Below are 20,728 nucleotides of genomic sequence, written 5' to 3' on the forward strand. Positions count from 1 at the left end.
ACCCTCCCCTCAGGGCGCCTTCACCCCAGGACACCCTCACCTCAGGACACCATCAGGGGCGCGTCCTCGCGCCACTTGAGGATCTTGTCGAAGCTGATCACCGCGCCGCCCCGGCCCGGCTTGTTGCCGAAGTGGACGTCGTCGGCGAGCTCCCGGATCAGACACAGGCCGCGGCCGCTCTCGGCGGACTCCGGCGGCGGTGCCACCGCGGCCGGGGCCTGTGGGCGGGCCTGGGGCTGACGGCGCGCCGCCTGGGCCTGTGCGCGGCGGCGGGTGCGGCGGGTGCGGCCGGCGCCGCCGCGGCCCTTGGCGCCCCGCGCCCCCGGGGCACCGGCGCCGCTCGTGAACGTCCGGCCCGGCGGCAGACCGGGGCCCGAGTCGGCGACCTCGATGCGGCACTTCTCGCCGTCCAGATAGGCGGTGACGCGGTAGGCGCCCGCGGCGGGGCCCGCCTCACCGCCGTGCTCCACCGCGTTCGCGCAGGCCTCGGTGAGCGCGAGCGACAGGTCGTAGGAGACCTCCGGATCGACCCCGGCCGTCTCCATCGTGCCGATGAGCAGGCGTCGGGCGAGCGGAACGCTCGCGGCTTCGCGCCGCAAATGGAGGGACCACCAGATGCTCATGCTTCAGCCTCCTGGCATGCTCCAGCCCTCTGGCCGCGGCTCGACATACCGATACGTATTGCCGCGAGCGCCCGGAGATAAGCGCCCAGTTGACGTGATGCCGCCCATACGGCGGACGCGGGCCGGACAGTGTCCGGTGTACCGGGACACGTGCCAACGGCGGCGCCCCGGCGCGCGCTTCGGAAACCGGGATCCCCACCCACCAGGACCTTTATGGACTTAACGGCCTCTTAGCGAACTTTTCGGACCTTTACCCATCAACCGCTTCCTTCTGTTTGCTCGCCTCACATATGGGTGATAGCGGATGATTAAGGCTCCTCCAGGTGCTTCCGGCACGCACGGGAGCTTGCGGACCTGCCGTACCGAGCGGGGCGGGCCAGTGCGATGATGGCCCGGCCATGACTGCCCCCCACGAGCGCCAGGCGCGCGCCGGAGCCGATCTGCGGCTGCTGCGGGCCGCGATGTTCGCCGCGGTCTGCCTCGTGCTGTCCGCCGGGGGTCATGTGCTCGCCTCGTGCGCCAGCGTCCCGCTGTGGACGCTCGGCGCCGGCTTCCTCGGGGTGTTCGTCCTCGCCGTGCCCCTCGCCGGACGGGAGCGGTCGCTGCCGGGCATCGCGGGGGCGCTCGCGGCCGGGCAGCTCGGGCTGCACGCCCTGTTCGGGCTCGGCCAGCACGGCACGGCGATGGCGGCGGGCGGCACGGGCGGCGGCTCCCTCGTCGAGCGCGCGGCCCGCATCGTGTGCGGGGCGGGCGGGGCGACGATCACCCCCGTCCAGGCCCGGCAGATCCTCGAGACCGCGGGGGTCGACCCGTCCGGCGGTCACCCCGCGCACGCCCACACCACGGGCGGGGCGGCCATGGACACCGCGATGTCCCCCGCCTCCGCGATGTCGGTGCTGCCGTCGCTGCCCATGCTGCTGGCGCACGTGCTCGCCGCGCTGGCCGCGGGCTGGCTGCTGCGCCGCGGCGACGTGGCGCTCACCCGGCTGGTCCGGCTCTCCGCACAGGGCGCCCAGGAGGTCGCCGAAGGGGCGCTCGTGCGTTCGCTGCGCGCGGCCCTCACCCTGGTGCGCGCCCTGCGGGCGGGACTCCCGGGCACCACGGGACCGGAGCCCTGCCGGGTGCGCGGCGCCCACGCCCTGGTGCCGCCGAAGCTCCAGGCGGCCGCCCTCCAGCACACGGTCATCCGGCGCGGCCCGCCCGCCACGCTCGCGCTCGCCGTCTGACACGGACCGCTCCCCGGCGCCGTACGCACCGCGTCCCGCACGCGATCGCCGTACGGCCTTCGGAAGGGGTGGGTGCCGTGCGCGGCGCGCCCGTACCCGTCAGCACGCGCGCGTGGCCGTAGGCCCCTCGCACCGTGCCCCTTTCCGAACACTCCGTACGCACCGGCCGTACCCATACCCCCCTCCCGCGAGGACTCCTCAGCACGAGGACTCCTCACCATGAGGACTCCTCGTCACGAGGGCTCCGGCCGCCGTACTCACCTGCCGAAAATGGAGCATTCCCCCATGAAGTCCCTGACTCGCGTCTCCGTTGTGGGTGGCGTCGCCGCCTCCGCCGTTCTGCTGCTCTCCGTGCCCTCCTTCGCGCACGTCAGCGTCAGCCCCGAGGGCCAGGCCGCCAAGGGCGGCTACGCGACCGTCAACTTCAAGGTCCCCAACGAGCGCGACGACGCCTCGACGACCAAGCTCGAGGTCACCTTCCCCGCCGACCACCCGCTCGCCTCCGTGATGCCGCAGCCGGTGCCGGGCTGGAAGGCGAAGGTCACCAAGACCAAGCTCAAGAAGCCGATCGAGATCCACGGCGAGAAGATCGACGAGGCCGTCTCCAAGGTCACCTGGACCGCCGACGGCAAGGGCGTCGAGCCGGGCTACTTCCAGAAGTTCCCGCTGTCCATCGGCCAGCTCCCCGAGGACGCCGACCAGCTCGTCTTCAAGGCGCTGCAGACGTACGACAACAAGGAAGTCGTCCGCTGGATCGAGCCGCAGCAGAAGGGCGGCGACGAGCCGGAGTACCCGGCGCCCACCCTCGCGCTGACCGCCGCGTCCGACGACCACCACGGCGCCTCGCCCGCCAAGGACGACAAGGCCGCCGGTGACGACGGCAAGGCCGACGCCAAGAAGGAGTCCGCCTCCTCCGACAGCGACAGCGACAGCAGCGACACCACCGCCCGTGTCCTCGGCATCGTCGGCATCGTCGTCGGCGTCGCGGGCGTGGCCTTCGGGGTCATCGCCGGCCGCCGCCGCGCCGACAGCTGAGGCATCCGCCTCGGCCGCCCTCGGGACGCGCCACGGGCAACCCGGCCCCGGCGCGTCCCGGCCCCCTCACATCTGGGACATTTTCGTATGCGCAAGTTGAGCCACAAGACCATCACGTCCGGCACGACCACCAAGACGCGGGCGCTCGCCGCCGCGGCGCTGCTCGCCGCCGCCGGACTCACCCTCACCGCCTGCGGCGGCGGTGACGGCGACAAGAAGTCCAAGCCCGTCGCCGACGTCTCCATGGAGGCCGGCTCGGACAAGGCCGCGACCGTCCTCGACAAGCCGTCCAAGAAGCCGGACATGGTCCTCACCGACACGCACGGCAAGAAGTACGACCTGCGCGAGCGGACCAAGGGCAAGCCGGTGCTGCTGTACTTCGGCTACACCAACTGCCCCGACGTCTGCCCGCTGACGATGAGCAACATCGCCGTCGCCAAGAAGGACCTCCTGCGCGAGAAGAAGGTCACCAAGGCCGAGCTCGACCAGCTCCAGGTCGTCTTCGTCACCACCGACCCCGAGCGGGACACCCCCAAGGAGCTCGGCAAGTGGCTGAAGGCCCAGGACCCGGAGTTCATCGGCCTCACGGGTGACTTCGCGACCATCCAGGCCAGCGCCCGCACCGTCGGCATCAGCATCGAGCCGTCCAAGAAGCTCAAGAACAACAAGATCGAGTCGATGCACGGCACGCAGGTCATCGCGTTCTCGCCGAAGACCGACGCGGGATACGTCGTCTACAACGGCCAGGACACCCGCTCCTCGGAGTACGCGCAGGACCTCCCCAAGCTCATCAAGGGACAGAACCCGTGAACCACCGCACCACTCGGCACCGTCTGCTCACCGGCGGCGCCATAGCACTGACCGCGGGCCTGGCCCTGACCGGCTGCGGCGACAACGGCTCCGACGACGACGCCAAGAAGCCCGAGCTGAAGGTCAGCGGCGCCTACGTCCCGGTCCCCGCCATGGACGACATGGCGGGCGGCTTCTTCACGCTCACCAACAAGGGCGCGGCCGACAAGCTCGTCTCGGCGTCCAGCCCGCTCGCGGGCAGCGTCACGCTGCACGCCACCAAGGGCAGCACGATGAAGGAGCAGAAGTCGTTCGACGTGCCCGCGAACGGCGAGCTCGTCTTCGCGCGCGGCGGCAACCACATCATGCTTGAGGGCCTGAAGCACAAGCCGAAGCAGGGCGAGAAGGTAAAGGTCACGCTCCGCTTCGAGACGTCGGACCCGATCACCGTCGAGATGCCGGTGAAGGCCGCGACGTACAACCCCAAGCCGCACGCCGACGGCGCGAAGACCCCCGTCGGGGACCCGGAGAAGCACGCCGAGCACGACCAGCACGCCACGGCCGACGGTTCCAAGGCCGGCCAGCACGCCTCGCACTCGTCGCACTGAGGGGACTGAAGAGTTGATGCGGACCACCGCTCCCCGCCCGGGGCCGGACCTCGCCCGGTTCGGACGGCTGCTGCTCGTCGTCGCCGCCCTGTGCGGCGCCGTCCTCGGCACCGTTCTCGCCACCGCGGCGCCCGCCGACGCGCACGCCGCGCTCACCGGCAGCGACCCCAAGCGGGGCGCGGTGGTCGCCAAGGCACCCGACCAGGTGTCCCTGACCTTCTCCGAGAAGGTCGCCATGTCCGACGGCTCGGTACGGGTCCTCGACCCCGCGGGCAAGCGCGCCGACACCGGCAAGACCACCGACCTCGGCGCGAACACCTACGGCGTGAAGCTGAAGCCGGGCCTGCCCGACGGCACCTTCACCGTCGCCTACCAGGTCGTCTCCGCCGACAGCCACCCCATCGCCGGAGCCTTCACCTTCTCCATCGGCGCCCCCTCCGACACCAAGGTCTCCCTGCCCGACCAGAACGTCGGCGGCGGCCTCACCGGCACCCTCTACGACACCGCGCGCTACGTCTCCTACGGCGGGTTCATCCTCGTCGTCGGCGGCGCCGTCTTCGTCCTCGGCTGCTGGCCGCGCGGCGCGGGCGCCCGGCCGCTGCAGCGCCTCGTCGTCTCCGGCTGGCTCGCCCTGACCGGCGCCACCCTCGCCATGCTCCTGCTGCGCGCCCCCTACACCGGCTCCGGCAAGCTCGGCGACGCCTTCGACCTGGCCAAACTCGGCGACGTCCTCCAGACCAAGACCGGCGCCTCGCTCGTCTCCCGGCTGCTGCTCCTCGCGGCCGCCGCGCTCTTCATCGCCGTGCTCTTCGGCGCGTACGACAAGCGCGAGGACCCCAAGGAGAAGCGGGACCTCGCCTTCGGCCTGGCCATCGGCGGCGGCGTCGTCGCCATCGGCATCGCCGCGACCTGGGCGCTGGCCGAGCACGCCTCGACCGGCATCCAGGCCGGGATCGCGATGCCCGTCGACGTGCTGCACCTGCTCGCCGTGGCCGTCTGGCTCGGTGGGGTCGCGGCGCTGCTGCTGTGTCTGTACCGCGCGCCCCTCATCGAGGCGAGCGCCGTGCGCCGCTTCTCCCGGGTCGCCTTCGCCAGCGTCGTCGCCCTCGCCGCGACCGGCCTCTACCAGTCGTGGCGGCAGGTCGGCTCCTGGACCGCACTCGTCGAGACGCGCTACGGACAGCTGCTCCTGGTGAAGATCGGTCTGGTCGTCGTCCTCGTCGGCGTCGCCTCCGTGTCCCGGCGCTGGACCGGGCGGATCGCCGCCGAGGCGGGCGGCATGGCCCCCGAGGCGGCGGCCGCGGCGGTCGTGGAGCAGCGGGCGCGGCCCTCCACCAAGAAGAAGAAGCCCGTCGCCGTCGCGCACAGCTCCAAGACCGGGGTGTCGACCGCGGTGGACGCGGGCACGAAGGGCGCGGACGAGACCGCCGCGGGCACCGGCGGCAGAGCGAGCACCGGCGGCAAGGCGGGCGCCGTGAGCAAGGCGGGCCCCGGTAACAAGGCGGACCCCGGTAGCAAGGCGGGCTCCAGCGGCAAGCCCGGCGACGACAAGCGTGCCGCGCAGCTCGCCCGCCAGCGCGCCGCGGTGGACGCCGCCCGCGAGAAGCGCGTCCGCGACGCCGACCCCCAGCGCTCAGGCCTTCGCCGCTCGGTGCTCGCCGAGGTCGGCATCGCCGTCGTCCTGCTCGCCGTGACCACGGCCCTGACCAGCACCGAACCGGGCCGCACGGAGGAAGAGGCCAAGAACGCCGCCGCGTCCGCGCCGCGGGCCGCAGGTCCCCTCAAGGTCAAGCTGCCCTTCGACACCGGCGGCCAGGACGGCAAGGGCACCGTCCGCCTCGAACTCGACCCGGGCCGCACCGGCGGCAACGACCTGCACGTCTACGCGAACCGGCCCAACGGCAGCGCCTTCGACCTCCCCGAGATCAAGGTCTCCTTCACGCTCAAGGCCAAGGACGTCGGCCCCCTGCCGGTCGCCCCGGACCGCATCACCACCGGACACTGGAGCGCGAGCGGCGTACAGATCCCCATGGCAGGGGACTGGAGGATCGCGGTGACCGTCCGCACCTCCGACATCGACCAGGTCACCCTCACCAAGAACGTGCAGATCGGCTGAACCCCATGGCGGACCACACCATTTCGCGGCGGCGCCTGCTTGGCACCGCCGGTGCCACCGGCCTCGCGCTCGGCGCGGCGGGCGCCACCGCCGGATACGCGGCGGCGCCCTCGGGCTCCTCCGGCTCCTCCGGCGAGTCGGGCACGGCCCTGACGTCGCTCGGCGCCGACCAGGTGATGTTTCACGGGAAACATCAGCCCGGGATCACCACGCCGGTGCAGTCGAGCGGCCACCTCGTCGCCTTCGACCTGGCCCCCGGCGCCGGGCGCAAGGAGGCGGCGGCCCTGCTGCGCCGCTGGTCGGCGACGGCACGGCGGCTGATGGCGGGCGAGCCGGTGGGCGGCGCGGACCGCGACACCGACATCGCGCGCGACGCGGGCCCGTCCTCGCTGACCGTCACCTTCGGCTTCGGGCACGGCTTCTTCCGCCGCACGGGCCTGGAGAAGCAGCGCCCGGCCGCCCTCGACCCGCTGCCGGAGTTCTCCTCCGACCGCCTCGACAAGGCCCGCAGCAACGGCGACCTGTGGGTGCAGATCGGCGCCAACGACGCGCTCGTCGCCTTCCACGCGCTGCGCGCCCTCCAGAAGGAGACGGGTTCGGCGGCGCGACTTCGCTGGCAGATGAACGGCTTCAACCGCTCGCCCGGTGCCACCGAACGCCCGATGACGGCCCGCAACCTCATGGGGCAGATCGACGGCACGAACAACCCCAAGCCGTCCGACGACGACTTCAACAAGCGGATCTTCGTGCCCGACCGGGCCGCCGACGCCGACCCCGCCTGGATGGCGGGCGGCTCCTACGCCGTCGTCCGCCGCATCCGGATGCTCCTGGACGACTGGGAGAAGCTCTCCACGCGGGCCCAGGAGGACGTCATCGGCCGCCGCAAGGCCGACGGTGCGCCCCTGACGGGCGGCACGGAGACCACCGAGATGAAGCTGGAGAAGACGACCGCGGGCGGCGACCTCGTCGTCCCGCTCAACGCCCACGCCCGCATCAGCCGCCCCGACCAGAACGGCGGCGCGGCGATGCTGCGCCGGCCCTTCTCGTACCACGACGGCTTCGACGCCAAGGGCGACCCGGACGCGGGGCTGCTCTTCGTCTGCTGGCAGGCCGACCCGCTGCGGGGCTTCGTGCCGGTGCAGCGCAAGCTCGACCGGGGCGACGCCCTGTCGGAGTTCATCCGGCACGAGGCGAGCGGGGTGTACGCGGTGCCGGGCGGCGCGGAGTCCGGCGGGTATGTGGGGCAGGCGCTCCTTGAAGGGTGAGCCGTGGGTGAGCGTGGCCCACTAGGGTGACCTCATGTCCGCCACGCGCTACACCTACCTCGGCCCCGAAGGCACCTTCACCGAAGCCGCCCTGCGCACGCTGCCCGAGGCCGCGACCAGGGAACTGGTGCCGATGGTGTCGGTCCCCGCGGCCCTGGACGCCGTGCGCGCGGGCGAGGCGGCGGCGGCGCTCGTGCCGATCGAGAACTCGGTGGAGGGCGGCGTCACGATCACCGTCGACGAGCTCGCCAAGGGCGAGCCGTTGATGATCTACCGCGAGGTCGTCCTGCCGATCGCGTTCGCGCTCCTGGTGCGTCCGGGCACCGCGCTCAAGGACATCAAGACGGTGACGGGCCACCCGGTGTCCCAGCCGCAGGTGCGCAACTGGCTCGCCGGGCAGCTGCCGGAGGCGCTGTGGGAGTCGGCGGCGTCGAACGCGGACGGCGCGCGCCTGGTGCAGGAGGGCCGGTACGACGCCGCGTTCGCGGGCGAGTTCGCGGCGGCCACCTACGGCCTCGAACCGCTGGTGACCGACATCCACGACGCGGCGAACGCCGCGACGCGGTTCGTGCTGGTGGGCCGCCCGGCCCGGCCCGCGGCGCCGACGGGCGCGGACAAGACCTCGCTGGTGATCTGGCTCGGCGATGACCACCCGGGCGCGCTGCTCGAACTGCTCCAGGAGTTCGCGGTGCGCGGGGTCAACCTGATGCGGATCGAGTCGCGGCCGACGGGCCAGGGCATCGGCAACTACTGCTTCTGCGTGGACGCCGAGGGCCACATCACGGACCGCCGCGTGGGCGAGGCGCTGATGGGCCTGAAGCGGATCTGCCCGAAGGTGCGCTTCCTGGGGTCGTATCCGCGCGCGGGGGTGACGCCCGAGGACGTGGCGACGCTGCGGCGCGGCACGACCGACGCGGAATTCATCGCGGCGTCGGACTGGCTGGCGCGCTGCCAGGACGGCCGGTTCTGAGCGTTTAACGCTTCCCACCGGGGTTTTCCCGCTGACTTCCTGGGCGCTTCCTGAGCTTCCCTGGGCTTCCTGGGGCTTCCCGGGACCTTCGGCATGCCCTGAAGGGGCCCGAACCCGCGGTCCTACCTGCAGATTTATTCTGTCCACAGAAGTTATCCACAGGTGTCCTTCTCGACCTGGGGACAAGTCGACAACGTCACGCGACATCATCGACAAATCGGTACCCAGCTCACAAGTCAGCCCAGAGCCACTCTCGTCACCCCTCCGTCCACCTTTTTCCATGCGGCCACACTTTGGAGTTAACCAATTCCACTCGAAAGTTGGCCCTGACCAGGTTTGGGAAGGGAATCCTTCGACGCGGGGAAGCATTCAGAGGGCCCCCATCCGACATCCACAGATCTTTCGCACAGCCTGTGGATAACTTTCCGGATGCCCCCATTCCTGTGGACAACCGGCTCCCCAAGTCCCGTTGCCCACAAGGCGATCCGGTCAAGGGGGCAAGCATCCCTTGCCCCGATTCGGGGAATGGCGTCCGTTTTATTGACTCACGCCGGACCGCGCGGGACGCGGGCGGATACCGCGCCGGACGCGTATGGATCACGCCACGCCGCCGCGAAACCCGGGACGGGGCGCGGGAAATTAACATTCCGGCAAATCGGTCATAACACCAGCGAGGGGAAAATCAAGTCGTGGGCCGGAAGCGCGCGACGGTAGCCTGGAGGGGTGATTGACCTTCGCCTGCTCCGTGAGGACCCCGACCGTGTTCGCGCTTCGCAGCGCGCCCGTGGAGAGGACGTCGGCCTCGTCGACGCCCTCCTCTCCGCCGACGAGCGGCGCAGGTCGTCCGGCCTCCGCTTCGACGAGCTGCGCTCCGAGCAGAAGGCGCTCGGCAAGCTCATCCCCAAGGCCTCCGGTGACGAGAAGGCCGCGCTCCTGAAGAAGGCGGGCGAGCTGGCCGGTGCGGTCAAGGCCGCGAACGCCGAACAGGACGAGGCCGACGAGGACGCCAAGCGCCTGCTCCTCCAGCTCGGCAACCTCGTGCACCCGGACGTCCCGGTCGGCGGCGAGGAGGACTTCGCCGTCCTGGAGACGCACGGCACGATCCGCGACTTCGCGGCCGAGGGCTTCGAGCCCAAGGACCACCTGGAGCTCGGCGAGGCGCTCGGCGCCATCGACGTCGAGCGCGCCGCGAAGGTCTCCGGCTCGCGCTTCTACTACCTGACGGGCGTCGGCGCGCTCCTCGAGCTCGCGCTGGTCAACGCGGCCATCGCCCAGGCCACGGCCGCCGGGTTCACTCCGATGCTGACCCCCGCCCTGGTCCGCCCGCGCGCCATGGAGGGCACCGGCTTCCTCGGCCAGGCCGCCGAGAACGTGTACCACCTGGAGAAGGACGACTTCTACCTGGTCGGCACCTCCGAGGTCCCGCTCGCGGCGTACCACATGGACGAGATCATCGACGCCGACAAGCTCCCCCTGCGGTACGCGGGCTTCTCGCCCTGCTTCCGCCGCGAGGCGGGCACGTACGGCAAGGACACCCGCGGCATCTTCCGGGTGCACCAGTTCGACAAGGTCGAGATGTTCTCGTACGTCGCCCCGGAGGAGGCCGAGAACGAGCACCAGCGGCTCCTGGAGTGGGAGAAGCAGTGGCTGACCAGCCTCGAGCTGCCCTTCCAGGTGATCGACGTGGCCACCGCCGACCTGGGCTCCTCGGCCTCGCGCAAGTTCGACTGCGAGGCGTGGATCCCCACCCAGGGCAAGTACCGCGAGCTGACCTCCGCGTCCAACTGCGACGGCTTCCAGGCCCGCCGCCTCTCGGTGCGCATGCGCGAGGAGCGCGACGGCAAGAAGACCGTCCAGCCGCTGGCCACCCTGAACGGCACGCTGTGCGCGGTGCCGCGCACCATCGTGGCGCTCCTGGAGAACCACCAGCTGGCGGACGGCTCCGTGCGCGTCCCCGAGGTCCTGCGCCCGTACCTGGGCGGCCGCGAGATCCTGGAGCCCACCGCCAAGTGAGCCCCTCCGGCCCCGCCTTCCCGTACAAGCTCGTCGCCACCGACCTCGACGGCACGCTGCTGCGTCCCGACGACTCGGTGTCGGCGCGCACCCGTGACGCGCTCACCGCGGCGACCGCCGCGGGCGCGGCCCACATCATCGTCACCGGCCGGTCCGTGCCCTGGACGCGCCATGTCCTCGAGGACCTCGGCTACGAGGGCATCGCGGTGTGCGGCCAGGGCGCGCAGGTCTACCACGCGGGCGAGCGCAGGCTGCTGACGTCCGTGACGCTCGACCGCCAGCTCGCGGGCCTGGCCCTGGCGAAGATAGAGGCCGAGATCGGCCCGCTGGCGCTGGCCGCGAGCCGCGACGGCATAGACGGCGAGGTCCTCGTGGGGCCCGGGTACACGGTCCAGGAAGGGCCGCTCCCGGTCATTCCGCTCGCGAACCCCGCCGACCTGTGGTCGGCGCCGCTGAACAAGCTGTACGTCCAGCATCCGGGCCTCGGCGATGACGCGCTGGCGGCCGTGGCGCGGGACGTCGCGGGCGACCTCGTCGGCGTCACCATGGCGGGCGAGGGCATCGTGGAGATACTGCCGCTCGGCCTGACCAAGGCGACGGGTCTCTCGCTGGCGGCCCGCCGCCTGGGCGCGAAGGCCGCGGACACGATCGCCTTCGGTGACATGCCCAACGACATCCCGATGTTCGCCTGGTCCGCCCACGGCGTGGCCATGGCCAACGCCCATGAGGAGCTCAAGGCGGTGGCCAGCGAGGTGACGGCGTCCAACGAGGACGACGGCATCGCGGTGGTCCTGGAACGCCTGCTGGCCTGACGCCCGCCCTCCGGCTCCGGAGCCCCCGCCGGGAGGGGAGGGGCGGCCCGCGCGGTGACGCGCGCTCGAAGCGGCCGCCCCCGGGCGGTCTCCCCCGTGGCGGGGCTCGTACGGAGCGGGTGATGACTCCGGAGCCTGCCGCGGACCGCCCTGCCGGAAGCGCGACGGGCCTTACGGACCGTCGGCTCCACTCCCGGTTGGAGAGCGCCGGAAGAGTGGCTTCCGGCGCGTGGTGACACCTCTACTGTGCCGGGCCGGGGCGGTCGCCCGCCACCGAATTACCCGCGGCCTAGCGCCGCTTGCGCCGACGCTTGCGGGCCCGGCTGAAGAACCACCCCGCGGGCGGCTCGTCGGAGCGCCATGGCTGCGGCTCGGGGGCCTGGTCCCGCCAGCGGGCGGTGAGCATGCGGGCCCGCGCGGACGGCTCCGCGGCCTCGGCGGACCGTATGAAGTCGTCGTCGAGGACCACCTCGTCCCAAGGCTCGCTCCCGGGGCCGTTGTCCCGTCCCTCGTCCGATGCCATCGAGGCACCTCCTGGTCACTGCTGCCGCATCCCCTCCCACCAGTGTCCCGGCAGGAGGGTGAAGGCGCCGTCAAGAGTCCTGCGGGGCCCTCAGGGGGCCGCTGGCGGGTTACTCGTCTCCCGCGACCGTCAGCGTCCGCAGCTTCTGGCCCGCGTACCACGTGGCCCCGGCCGTGACCACGACCAGCAGGATCACCGCGACGGGCAGGCCCACGTCGGAGGTGACCAGGTCCCCGCCGTCGGTGGCCTTGTGGGCCACGGCAAGGGACCACTGCTGCACGCTGAGCGTGCGGGCCCCGGAGACCAGGGAGCCGAACAGGGCCTCCCAGACGAGCGCGTAGACAAGCCCGAACACCACGGCGTGGCGGGTGACGGTGCCCAGGAGCAGGAAGATCGCCGCGTACGCGATCGAGGAGACCAGCGAGGCGATGGTGTAGGCGACGGCGATCTGCTGGCTGTTGCCGTTGAGGATCAGGCCCGCGATGAACGTCGGCACCGCGGAGAACGCCATGGTGACGGCGATGGCGACGGTGAGCTTGGTGACGATGATCGTGGGCCGCTTGATCGGCTTGGACAGCAGGTACATCACGGAGCCGTCGTCGATCTCGGGGCCGATGGCGCCGGTGCCCGCGATGACGCCGATGATCGGCACCATCGTCGCGAGGGCGAAGCCGCCGAGCAGGTCGGAGGCCACTTGGTCGTCCGCGCCGCTGAAGCCGCGGACCGCGGCGGCGATCACGATCAGGAGCAGGGGCAGGGCGAAGAGGATCAGTGCCCGGCGGCGGCCGAGCAGGGCCCGGTAGGTGAGCCGGGCGACAGTGGGGTCGTACACGGTGACTCCCTTCAGGCCGCGACGAGGTAGGAGAAGACCGACTCGAGGGACTCGTCCGAGGGCGAGACCGTGAGCAGCCTGATGTCGTGTGCGCGTGCCACGCGGGGCAGCAGGGTGGTGAACCGGCCGAAGTCGACGGCCTGGACGCGCAGCGCGCCTTCCTTGAGGTCGACTTCGATGCCCGCGGTGGACGGGTCGGCGATCAGGGCGGCCGCGAGCGCGCGGTCGTCGCTGGAGCGCACCAGGTAGCGGTGCGGCCGGTCCGTCATGAGGCGGCGGATCTTGCGGAAGTCACCGCTCGCGGCGTGCCGCCCGGCGACGACCACCTCGATGTGCGAGGCGAGTTGTTCCACCTCTTCGAGGATGTGGGACGAGAACAGGACGGTGCGGCCCTCGTCGCCCATCGTGCGCAGCAGCTCCATGAGCTGCATGCGCTGACGGGGGTCCATGCCGTTGAAGGGCTCGTCGAGCAGCAGCACGGACGGCTCGTGGACGAGCGCGGACGCCATCTTCACGCGCTGTCGCATGCCCTTGGAGTACGTGGAGATCTTGCGGTCCTGCGCGTACTCCATCTCGACCGTGGCGAGCGCCTTCTGGGCGGCCTTCTTGCCCAGGCCGTGCAGTTCGGCGTTGGCGACGACGAATTCGCGGCCGGTGAGGAAGTCGTACATGCCCTCGCGCTCGGGCACGATGCCGAGGTGCTTGTAGCTGTCCTCGTTGCGCCAGGTGGGGCTGCCGTCGAGGGTGACGGTGCCGGTGGAGGGGGCGAGGAAGCCGCCCATCATGCTGATGAGGGTGGACTTGCCCGCGCCGTTGGGGCCGAGCAGGCCGGTGACGCCGGGGTTGATGGTCATCGTGACGTCGTTGACGGCCACCACGTTGCCGAACCAGCGCGAGACGTGATCGATGGTGATGCTGCTCATTACAGGCCGGCCTTCCGGTAGCGCCGCATGAGGGCGGCGTAGCTGCCCGCGACGAGCGCGAGGACCACGAGGACGTAGACGGCGCCCACGCCCGTCGAGGGGGCGACCTTGCCGGGGAAGGAGGACGTCGCTCCGAGGAACGCGGTCTGCAGTCCGTCGATGAGCGTGATCGGCGAGAACAGTCCGAGCCACTGGATGGCGGTTTCGTTGCCGCCCTGTTCGTGCGCGATGGCCTGGACGGTGGACACCGCTCCGTAGGAGATGGTCAGGACGGCGATGACGGCGGCGATGCCGAAGCCCCTGCGGGGCGTGGCGGCGGAGACGACGAGGGCGATCCCGGAGAACAGCAGCGACAGGAGGGCGACGGAGACGAGCCCCTGTGCGAAGCCCTTGGTCTGCTCCGCGAAGTCCAGCTTCGCCAACAGTGCTCCTACGTAGAGCACGATCAGCGGCGCCGCGGTGAGGATGAACAGGGCCGATGCCATGGCCGCGAACTTCGCGCGGACGTAGTCGACGCGTTCGATGGGGCGGGAGAAGTACAGGGGCACCGTCTTGAAACGCAGGTCCCTGGAGACGGTCTGCGGGGCCTGGGCCGCCAAGTAGAGGCCGATGACGGCCTGGAGGAGCACGGCGTAGCGCGTGTAGTCCACGGGCAGGTCGTTGGCCTTGGTGGTGACGGCGACCGCGACCAGGATCAGCGCGGGGGCGCACATGACCCCGAAGAGGATCATCGGCAGGACCTTGGACTTGGCCGAGCGGCCGAGGCCGTAGGCGCCGCGCAGGCTCTGGGAGTACAGCGAGCGCGTCGCGTAGGCGCGGCCGAGGCGGGGTCCGTCGTAGTTCCGGTAGCCGATGTTGTGGATCTGGGTGGAGTCAGTGGTCATGGCGGCCCTCCCTGAGCTCTCCGCTGCGCGCGGCCAGGGGGCGCCCGCTCCCTGCCTGCTGGGCGGCGGCCGCGGTCGCCGCCCAGGCGGCGGCGCGCTCGGAGGCCTGCTCCGCCGGCTCGTCCTGGGAGCGGAAGACCTCCGCGATGTGGTGCCTGCGCTGTTCCATCCGGACCAGGCCGAGGCCGAGGTCGGCGACGGTGTCGCGGACCAGGTCGTACGCCGACTCGTCCGCGGCGTCGAGCAGCACCGTGTGTCCGGCGCCGGGCAGTCCGCCGCCGTCGGCGTGGGTGGGCACGCCGCGGGCGTCCAGGGCGGCGCGCAGCGCGGCGGTGCCGTCCGGGTGCTCGTCGCTGTCGGTGACCTCGATGGCCAGGGTGGTGGTGGTCTGGGTGAAGTCCGTGGTGGAGCTGGAGCGAAGGAGCTTGCCGCCGTCGATGACGACGACGTGGTCGCAGGTGCGCTCCAGTTCGCCCAGGAGGTGCGAGGTCACCAGGACCGAGATCCCGAAGTCGGTGTGGACGCGCCGGATCAGGTCCAGCATCTCGTCGCGGCCGACGGGGTCGAGGCCGTTGGTCGGCTCGTCCAGGAAGACCAGCTGCGGGTCGTGCACCAGCGCCTGGGCGAGCTTCACGCGCTGCTTCATGCCCGTCGAGTAGCCGCCCATGGGGCGGTAGCGCTCCTCGTAGAGGCCGACGTGGCGCAGGGTGTCCGCTGTGCGCTCACGGGCCGCGGCGGGCGGCAGGCCGGACATGCGCGCCATGTGGACGACGAACTCGGTGGCCGAGACGTCGGGTGGCAGGCAGTCGTGCTCGGGCATGTAGCCGACGCGCTCACGGATCTGGCCACCGCTGGTGGCCACATCGAGACCGAGCACCGTGGCGCGGCCCTCCGTGGCGGGCGACAGGCCCAGCATGATCTTGATCATCGTTGACTTGCCGGCGCCGTTGGCTCCGACGAGTCCGGTCACACCGGGCCCGATGTCCAAGGTCAGCCGGTCAAGCGCGGTCACCCTCGGGAACCGCTTGCTCAGGCTTTCGGTCGCGATCACATTCACGTGTTCGACGCTAGTGGCGCAGACCACACGGGGGCGTCAGTCCTGGGGCTTGTCCGGCGTCACTCTGGAGTATTACGGGCCCGTAAGGGTCGTCCGAAAGTCGACCCTTGCGGGTTCTTCCGGCGTAGCCCTCGGGGTTCTCCCGGACCTGTCCCTTGGGCTCGTGCAGACCTATTGACGCAGCCGTCGAGCATTGTCACATTCATCAGTGTCAAGTTACGAGCGCGTACGGGGACGGCGGCGCGAGGGCGGCCGCGGAGGCGGCGGCGCGGCGGCGCTCACGGCGGGCGGGGCCCGCCGGGCGGGCGCGCACCGGCACACGGGACGGACGGGACGGGTGGCATGACCTCAGCAGTGAAGGGTGAACTCTCCGCGGAGCTGCGGGGGTTCCGCCGCGTGCAGACTCTCGCGTACGAGTGCGCGGAGGCGGTGGCCGCCCAGCTCAAGCCGGGCGTCACGGAGCGCGAGGCGGCGCGGATGCAGCGGACGTGGCTGCGGGAGCGGGGCGTGCGGGACTGGTTCCACCTGCCGTTCGCCTGGTTCGGCGACCGCACGGCGTTCGTGAACTTCCGGATACCGCTGCAGTTCTTCCCCACCCACCGCAGGCTGGAGCCGGGGATGCCCTTCATTCTCGACATGGCCCCGGTGTTCGAGGGCTACACGGCCGACATCGGCTACTCGGGCTGCCTCGGCCTCAACCCGGTGCACGACAAGCTGCTCGCCGACCTGGAGGCGCACCGCGAGCTGATCCTGCGCGAGGTGCGCGAGCGCCGCCCGCTGCGCGAGATCTATGAGCACGTGGACCACCTGATGGTCCGCCAGGGGTATGCCAACCGCCATCGCGCCTATCCCTTCGGCGTGATCGCCCACAAGGTCGACCGGGTCAGGCAACGGCCCTTCTCGGCGCACCTGTTCGGGTTCGGCACGCAGTCGCTGAAGGGCCTCGCGAGCGACGCCCTGCGCGGCCACCGGGACGGCTGGTCACCGCTGTGGTCGCCGTACAAGTTCTCCGATCACCCGCCGCAGCCGGGCCTGTGGGCGGTCGAGCCGCACCTCGGATTCCGGGGCACGGGCGCGAAGTTCGAGGAGATCCTGGTCGTCACCGACTCCGCGGACCCCGAGGAGAGCGCGTTCTGGCTGGACGACGACCTGCCGCACGTGCGGCGCTGGTCCGAAGAATCCGAGGAAGGCTCTGAGAGGGCTGCCGCATGACGACCGTGGAACTGAAGGGCGCGCGCGAACGCTGGGTGCGCACCGGAGGCGTGGAGCTGTGCGTCGCCGAGCTCGGCGAGGAGGGCCGGCCCACCGTGCTGCTCGTGCACGGCTATCCGGACTCCAAGGAGGTGTGGTCCAAGGTGGCCACGCGCCTGGCGGAGCACTTCCACGTGGTCCTGTACGACGTGCGCGGCCACGGCAGGTCAACGGCCCCCAGGCCGCTGCGCGGCGGCTTCACGCTGGAGAAGCTGACGGACGACTTCCTCGCGGTCGCCGACGCGGTCAGCCCGGACCGGCCGGTGCACCTGGTGGGGCACGACTGGGGCTCGGTGCAGGCCTGGGAGTTCGTGACGGTCCCGCGCACGCAGGGGCGGATCGCGTCCTTCACGTCGATGTCGGGTCCGTCCCTGGACCACTTCGGGCACTGGATCAGGAGGCGGATGACCCGGCCGACGCCGCGCCGGGCCGCCCAGCTCGTCGGCCAGGGCGCCAAGTCCTGGTACGTGTACATGCTGCACACCCCGGTGCTGCCCGAGCTCGCCTGGCGCGGCCCGCTCGGCAAGCGCTGGCCGCGGCTGCTGCAGCGCCTGGAGAAGGTGCCCGCGGACGGCTATCCCACCGCGTCCCTGCCGTCGGACGCCGCGCACGGCGCCTGGCTCTACCGCGACAACGTCCGCCCCCGGCTGCGCCGCCCCCGCCCGGACGCGTACGCGCACGTGCCGGTCCAGCTCATCACGCCGTCGGGCGACGCGTTCCTGTCCGAGCGGCTCTACGACGATCTGGAGCGGTGGGCGCCGCAGCTGACCCGCAGGACGCTGCCCGCCAAGCACTGGGTGCCGCGCACCCGCCCGGACCAGCTGGCCAGGTGGATCACGCAGTTCGTCCTCACCCACGAGGAGGGCGCGCCGCCGGTGGCGGCGGCCACGGCGGGCCCCGGCGCGTACGCCGAGCGGTTCTCGGGGCAGCTGGTGCTGATCACGGGCGCGGGCAGCGGCATCGGGCGGGCCACGGCGTTCGCGTTCGCCGAGGCGGGCGCGCGGGTGGTGGCCGTGGACCGGGACGCGGAGGGCGCGGCGCGCACCGCCGAGATGGCCCGCCTCGTCGGCGCCCCGGAGGCCTGGCCCGAGACGGTCGACGTCAGCGACGAGCAGGCGATGGAGAAGCTCGCGGAGAAGGTCGCCACCGAGTACGGCGTGGTGGACGTCCTGGTGAACAACGCGGGCATCGGCCTGTCCGGCGCCTTCCTCGACACCAGCGCCGAGGACTGGAAGCGGGTCCTCGACGTCAACTTGTGGGGCGTCATCCACGGCTGCCGCCTCTTCGGCAAGCAGATGGCCGAGCGCGGCCAGGGCGGCCACATCGTCAACACCGCGTCGGCGGCGGCCTATCAGCCCTCCCGGGCCCTGCCCGCGTACAGCACGTCGAAGGCCGCCGTCCTGATGCTCAGCGAGTGCCTGCGCGCGGAGCTCGCGGGCCAGGGGATCGGCGTGTCCGCGATCTGCCCCGGCTTCGTGAACACCAACATCACAGCGACCGCCCGCTTCGCCGGAGTCTCCGCCGAGGAGGAGAGCCGCCGCCAGAAGAGGTCGGCCAGGCTGTACGGACTGCGCAACTATCCGCCGGAGAAGGTCGCCGACGCCGTGCTGCGCGCCGTGGTCCGCAACCAGGCGGTGGTGCCGGTCACCCCGGAGGCGCGGGGCGCGCACCTGATGTCCCGCTTCACGCCCAGGGCCCTGCGGGCGATAGCCCGGATGGAGCCACCGCTGTGAGCACGGCGGCCACCGCCGCGACCCGAGGGGAGCCACCGCTGTGAGCACGGAGAAGGACGCCACGCCGCCTCCCGGGCAGGGTGGGGAGCCCGGCGCGCACTACGCGATCGTGCCGCGCCGGGTCTCGTTCGACTGGGACGGCACCCCGCTGCACTGGATCCCGGGCGAGCCCACGGCCACCCATGTCATCAACGTCCTGCACCTGCTGCTTCCCGCCGGTGAGCGGTGGTTCGTGAAGGTCTTCAAGGAGGCCCTGCCGCTGATCACCGACCCGGTGCTGCGGGCGGACGTGAAGGGGTTCATGGGGCAGGAGGCCACGCACAGCGTGCAGCACGCGCACGTGCTCGACCACCTGGCGGCGCAGCGCCTGGACACGGCCGGGTTCACGGCCTACGTGGACTTCCTGTTCGAGCGGCTCCTCGGGGAGCGGCCGCCGCTGGGCGCGCCGGTGCCGACGCAGGAGTGGCTGCGCTTCCGGCTCGCGATCGTCGCGGCCATCGAGCAGTTCACGGCGGTGCTCGGCGACTGGGTGCTCGGCGCGGAGGGCCTGGACCGGGCCGGGGCGGACGAGGTGATGCTGGACCTGCTGCGCTGGCACGGCGCGGAGGAGGTCGAGCACCGCGCGGTCGCCTTCGACATGTACGAGCACTGCGGGGGCGCGAACGCGTCCCGGTACGCGCGGCGGCTCGCGGCCATGGCGGTCACGGCTCCCGTGATGCTGTACCTGTGGATCTGGGGCGCCGCCTATCTGCTCCGCCACGACCCCCGCCTCGCCGGGCGGCTGCGGTACTCGCTGCTCGCGCACGACAGGGCCGTGCGCAAGGGACTCCTTCCGTCCTGGCGTCAGATCGGCGCGGCCGTGCCCCGTTATCTGCGGCGGTCGTACCATCCGTCGCAGGAGGGTTCGCTGCGCGGTGCCGTCGCGTATCTGGCGCGCTCGCCCGCCGCGCGGGCCGCGGTGGCGGCGGCCGGGCGGGCGGCCATCGCCTAGCGGGGAGCACCGCCGGTGCCACCGGGACAGAGCGGGGGAGCGTTGGACGCACAGCACAGCGAGGGAGCCGGGGGACGGCGCCCGGCGGAAGCCCACGCCGCACCGCCGGGCGCACCCCAGGTCGAGTACCGCGCGGAGTACCGCATCGAGGACCTCGCCCACCACAGCGGAGCCACGGTGCGGACCATCCGGGCCTATCAGGACCGCGGGCTGCTCCCCCGGCCCGAGCGGCGCGGGCGGTCCAATGTGTACGGCGACGCGCATCTGGCGCGGCTGCGGCAGATCGCCGACCTGCTCGACCGGGGGTACACCCTGGCGTCCATCAAGGATCTCCTGGAGGCCTGGGACGCGGGCCGCGGGCTCGGCGGCGTGCTCGGCCTGGTCGCCGAGGTCGACGGGCCCTGGACGGACGAGAAGGCCGACCGGATCACCCGCGCGGAGCTGGAGGCGGCGTTCGGCGGCACCACGGACGACGCGGCGGTCGAGGACGCCGTCGCGCTCGGCGTGCTGGAGCCACTGCCCGGAAAGGACGACGAGTTCCTGGTGCCGAGTCCCCAGGAACTGGCGGTGGCGGCGGAGTTGCACGCGGCGGGAGTTCCGCTGTCGGCTATCGCGGGCCATTTGCGGGAGTTGCGGGGACAGGTCGAGCACATCGCCGCACGTTTCCTGGAGTTCACGAACGAGCACGTCTTCGCGCGCTATCTGGGACACCATCCGCCGACGGAGGCGGACGCGGCCGAGGCGGCCTCTCTCATCCGCAGACTGCGGCCACTCGCGCAGAAGTCGGTCGACGCGGAACTGGCGCGGGCGATGCGGCTGTTCGCCACCCGCTATCTGCGCCGTCACCTCGCGGCCGAGGAGGCCCCCCGGCAGGGTGAGGAGCTTCAGTACGTGGCGCTTCCCGCCGACACAATGAGCGCGGTCCAGGCGCTGGTTGGCCGGGAGAACGCGGCGGCGTTCATCACGGCGGCCACTGAACGTGAGCTCCACAGCAGAACATTGGACGCGCTTGCCGCAAGTCAGGGCATAACTGACACAGTTACTCAAAAGCCGCCTATCGCCTGAGAGTTGTCCACA

The 20,728-nt window shown here is 71.7% G+C and carries 19 protein-coding genes; 13 read left to right on the top strand and 6 right to left on the bottom strand.

Translation table 11 applies throughout. The features are described from left to right. Nucleotides 1-41 precede the first annotated feature (41 nt). Nucleotides 42-623, bottom strand: a complete 582-nt coding sequence (locus tag AC07A4_RS26755) for an ATP-binding protein (RefSeq protein ID WP_478602994.1) — start codon at nt 621-623, stop codon at nt 42-44. A 398-nt stretch (nt 624-1,021) separates the two neighbouring features. On the opposite strand from AC07A4_RS26755, the gene AC07A4_RS26760 reads away from it, so the two are divergent. From AC07A4_RS26760 to AC07A4_RS26800, 9 genes are all read left to right on the top strand, one after another. Continuing rightward, complete coding sequence (locus tag AC07A4_RS26760) at nt 1,022-1,849, top strand: hypothetical protein (RefSeq protein WP_478602996.1); 828 nt, start codon at nt 1,022-1,024, stop codon at nt 1,847-1,849. Between the two features lie 285 nt (nt 1,850-2,134). After that, nucleotides 2,135-2,884, top strand: coding sequence for a YcnI family copper-binding membrane protein (locus AC07A4_RS26765; RefSeq protein WP_478602998.1), 750 nt, complete (start codon nt 2,135-2,137; stop codon nt 2,882-2,884). Between the two features lie 87 nt (nt 2,885-2,971). Then, nucleotides 2,972-3,694, top strand: a complete 723-nt coding sequence (locus AC07A4_RS26770; protein WP_478603000.1) for an SCO family protein — start codon at nt 2,972-2,974, stop codon at nt 3,692-3,694. After that, nucleotides 3,691-4,281 (top strand): copper chaperone PCu(A)C, encoded by a 591-nt coding sequence (locus tag AC07A4_RS26775; protein WP_478603002.1) that lies wholly within the window; start codon nt 3,691-3,693, stop codon nt 4,279-4,281. The genes AC07A4_RS26770 and AC07A4_RS26775 overlap by 4 nt, the downstream gene beginning before the upstream one ends. Before the next feature lie 16 nt (nt 4,282-4,297). Then, nucleotides 4,298-6,397: a copper resistance CopC/CopD family protein gene (locus AC07A4_RS26780; RefSeq protein WP_478603004.1), complete on the top strand. Its 2,100-nt coding sequence runs from the start codon at nt 4,298-4,300 to the stop codon at nt 6,395-6,397. Nucleotides 6,398-6,402: 5 nt separating this feature from the next. Further along, nucleotides 6,403-7,662, top strand: a complete 1,260-nt coding sequence (gene efeB / locus AC07A4_RS26785; RefSeq protein WP_478603006.1) for an iron uptake transporter deferrochelatase/peroxidase subunit — start codon at nt 6,403-6,405, stop codon at nt 7,660-7,662. Nucleotides 7,663-7,696: 34 nt separating this feature from the next. After that, nucleotides 7,697-8,632, top strand: coding sequence for a prephenate dehydratase (pheA, locus tag AC07A4_RS26790; protein ID WP_478603007.1), 936 nt, complete (start codon nt 7,697-7,699; stop codon nt 8,630-8,632). 723 nt (nt 8,633-9,355) lie between these two features. Beyond that, nucleotides 9,356-10,645: a serine--tRNA ligase gene (gene serS, locus AC07A4_RS26795; RefSeq protein ID WP_478603009.1), complete on the top strand. Its 1,290-nt coding sequence runs from the start codon at nt 9,356-9,358 to the stop codon at nt 10,643-10,645. Further along, complete coding sequence (locus AC07A4_RS26800) at nt 10,642-11,457, top strand: HAD family hydrolase (RefSeq protein WP_478603011.1); 816 nt, start codon at nt 10,642-10,644, stop codon at nt 11,455-11,457. The genes serS and AC07A4_RS26800 overlap by 4 nt, the downstream gene beginning before the upstream one ends. A 289-nt stretch (nt 11,458-11,746) precedes the next feature. Here the strand turns inward: AC07A4_RS26800 and AC07A4_RS26805 are convergent, their stop codons facing one another. From AC07A4_RS26805 to AC07A4_RS26825, 5 genes are all read right to left on the bottom strand, one after another. Then, nucleotides 11,747-11,980, bottom strand: coding sequence for an SGM_3592 family protein (locus tag AC07A4_RS26805; RefSeq protein ID WP_478603013.1), 234 nt, complete (start codon nt 11,978-11,980; stop codon nt 11,747-11,749). Nucleotides 11,981-12,089: 109 nt separating this feature from the next. Beyond that, nucleotides 12,090-12,812: an ABC transporter permease gene (locus AC07A4_RS26810; protein WP_478603015.1), complete on the bottom strand. Its 723-nt coding sequence runs from the start codon at nt 12,810-12,812 to the stop codon at nt 12,090-12,092. 11 nt (nt 12,813-12,823) lie between these two features. After that, nucleotides 12,824-13,735, bottom strand: a complete 912-nt coding sequence (locus AC07A4_RS26815) for an ABC transporter ATP-binding protein (RefSeq protein WP_478603017.1) — start codon at nt 13,733-13,735, stop codon at nt 12,824-12,826. After that, a complete protein-coding gene (locus tag AC07A4_RS26820; protein WP_478603019.1) occupies nt 13,735-14,619 on the bottom strand; it encodes an ABC transporter permease subunit in 885 nt (294 codons plus the stop codon). The genes AC07A4_RS26815 and AC07A4_RS26820 overlap by 1 nt, the downstream gene beginning before the upstream one ends. Further along, the gene (locus tag AC07A4_RS26825) at nt 14,609-15,670 is read right to left on the bottom strand and encodes an ABC transporter ATP-binding protein (protein WP_478603170.1); all 1,062 of its coding nucleotides are present in this window, start codon (nt 15,668-15,670) and stop codon (nt 14,609-14,611) included. The genes AC07A4_RS26820 and AC07A4_RS26825 overlap by 11 nt, the downstream gene beginning before the upstream one ends. 348 nt (nt 15,671-16,018) lie before the next feature. Between AC07A4_RS26825 and AC07A4_RS26830 the strand changes: the two genes are divergently transcribed. From AC07A4_RS26830 to AC07A4_RS26845, 4 genes are all read left to right on the top strand, one after another. Continuing rightward, a complete protein-coding gene (locus AC07A4_RS26830) occupies nt 16,019-16,888 on the top strand; it encodes a M24 family metallopeptidase (RefSeq protein ID WP_478603021.1) in 870 nt (289 codons plus the stop codon). Beyond that, complete coding sequence (locus AC07A4_RS26835) at nt 16,885-18,660, top strand: SDR family oxidoreductase (protein ID WP_478603022.1); 1,776 nt, start codon at nt 16,885-16,887, stop codon at nt 18,658-18,660. The genes AC07A4_RS26830 and AC07A4_RS26835 overlap by 4 nt, the downstream gene beginning before the upstream one ends. Before the next feature lie 40 nt (nt 18,661-18,700). Further along, on the top strand, nt 18,701-19,651 hold the full coding sequence (locus AC07A4_RS26840; RefSeq protein ID WP_478603024.1) for a metal-dependent hydrolase: 951 nt from the start codon (nt 18,701-18,703) through the stop codon (nt 19,649-19,651). Nucleotides 19,652-19,795: 144 nt separating this feature from the next. Next, nucleotides 19,796-20,716 carry a MerR family transcriptional regulator gene (locus tag AC07A4_RS26845; RefSeq protein WP_478603171.1) on the top strand — a complete coding sequence of 307 codons (921 nt, stop codon included), beginning with the start codon at nt 19,796-19,798 and terminating at the stop codon, nt 20,714-20,716. Nucleotides 20,717-20,728 lie beyond the last annotated feature (12 nt).

The organism is Streptomyces sp. NPDC043996 (assembly GCF_056435225.1).

Coding starts and splice junctions, on each gene's coding strand:
- AC07A4_RS26835 (WP_478603022.1), top strand. CDS start 16,885: ATGACGACCGTGGAACTGAAGGGCGCGCGCGAACGCTGGGTGCGCACC.
- AC07A4_RS26755 (WP_478602994.1), bottom strand. CDS start 623: ATGAGCATCTGGTGGTCCCTCCATTTGCGGCGCGAAGCCGCGAGCGTT.
- AC07A4_RS26830 (WP_478603021.1), top strand. CDS start 16,019: ATGACCTCAGCAGTGAAGGGTGAACTCTCCGCGGAGCTGCGGGGGTTC.
- efeB (WP_478603006.1), top strand. CDS start 6,403: ATGGCGGACCACACCATTTCGCGGCGGCGCCTGCTTGGCACCGCCGGT.
- AC07A4_RS26820 (WP_478603019.1), bottom strand. CDS start 14,619: ATGACCACTGACTCCACCCAGATCCACAACATCGGCTACCGGAACTAC.
- AC07A4_RS26780 (WP_478603004.1), top strand. CDS start 4,298: ATGCGGACCACCGCTCCCCGCCCGGGGCCGGACCTCGCCCGGTTCGGA.
- AC07A4_RS26760 (WP_478602996.1), top strand. CDS start 1,022: ATGACTGCCCCCCACGAGCGCCAGGCGCGCGCCGGAGCCGATCTGCGG.
- AC07A4_RS26815 (WP_478603017.1), bottom strand. CDS start 13,735: ATGAGCAGCATCACCATCGATCACGTCTCGCGCTGGTTCGGCAACGTG.
- AC07A4_RS26770 (WP_478603000.1), top strand. CDS start 2,972: ATGCGCAAGTTGAGCCACAAGACCATCACGTCCGGCACGACCACCAAG.
- AC07A4_RS26765 (WP_478602998.1), top strand. CDS start 2,135: ATGAAGTCCCTGACTCGCGTCTCCGTTGTGGGTGGCGTCGCCGCCTCC.
- pheA (WP_478603007.1), top strand. CDS start 7,697: ATGTCCGCCACGCGCTACACCTACCTCGGCCCCGAAGGCACCTTCACC.
- AC07A4_RS26805 (WP_478603013.1), bottom strand. CDS start 11,980: ATGGCATCGGACGAGGGACGGGACAACGGCCCCGGGAGCGAGCCTTGG.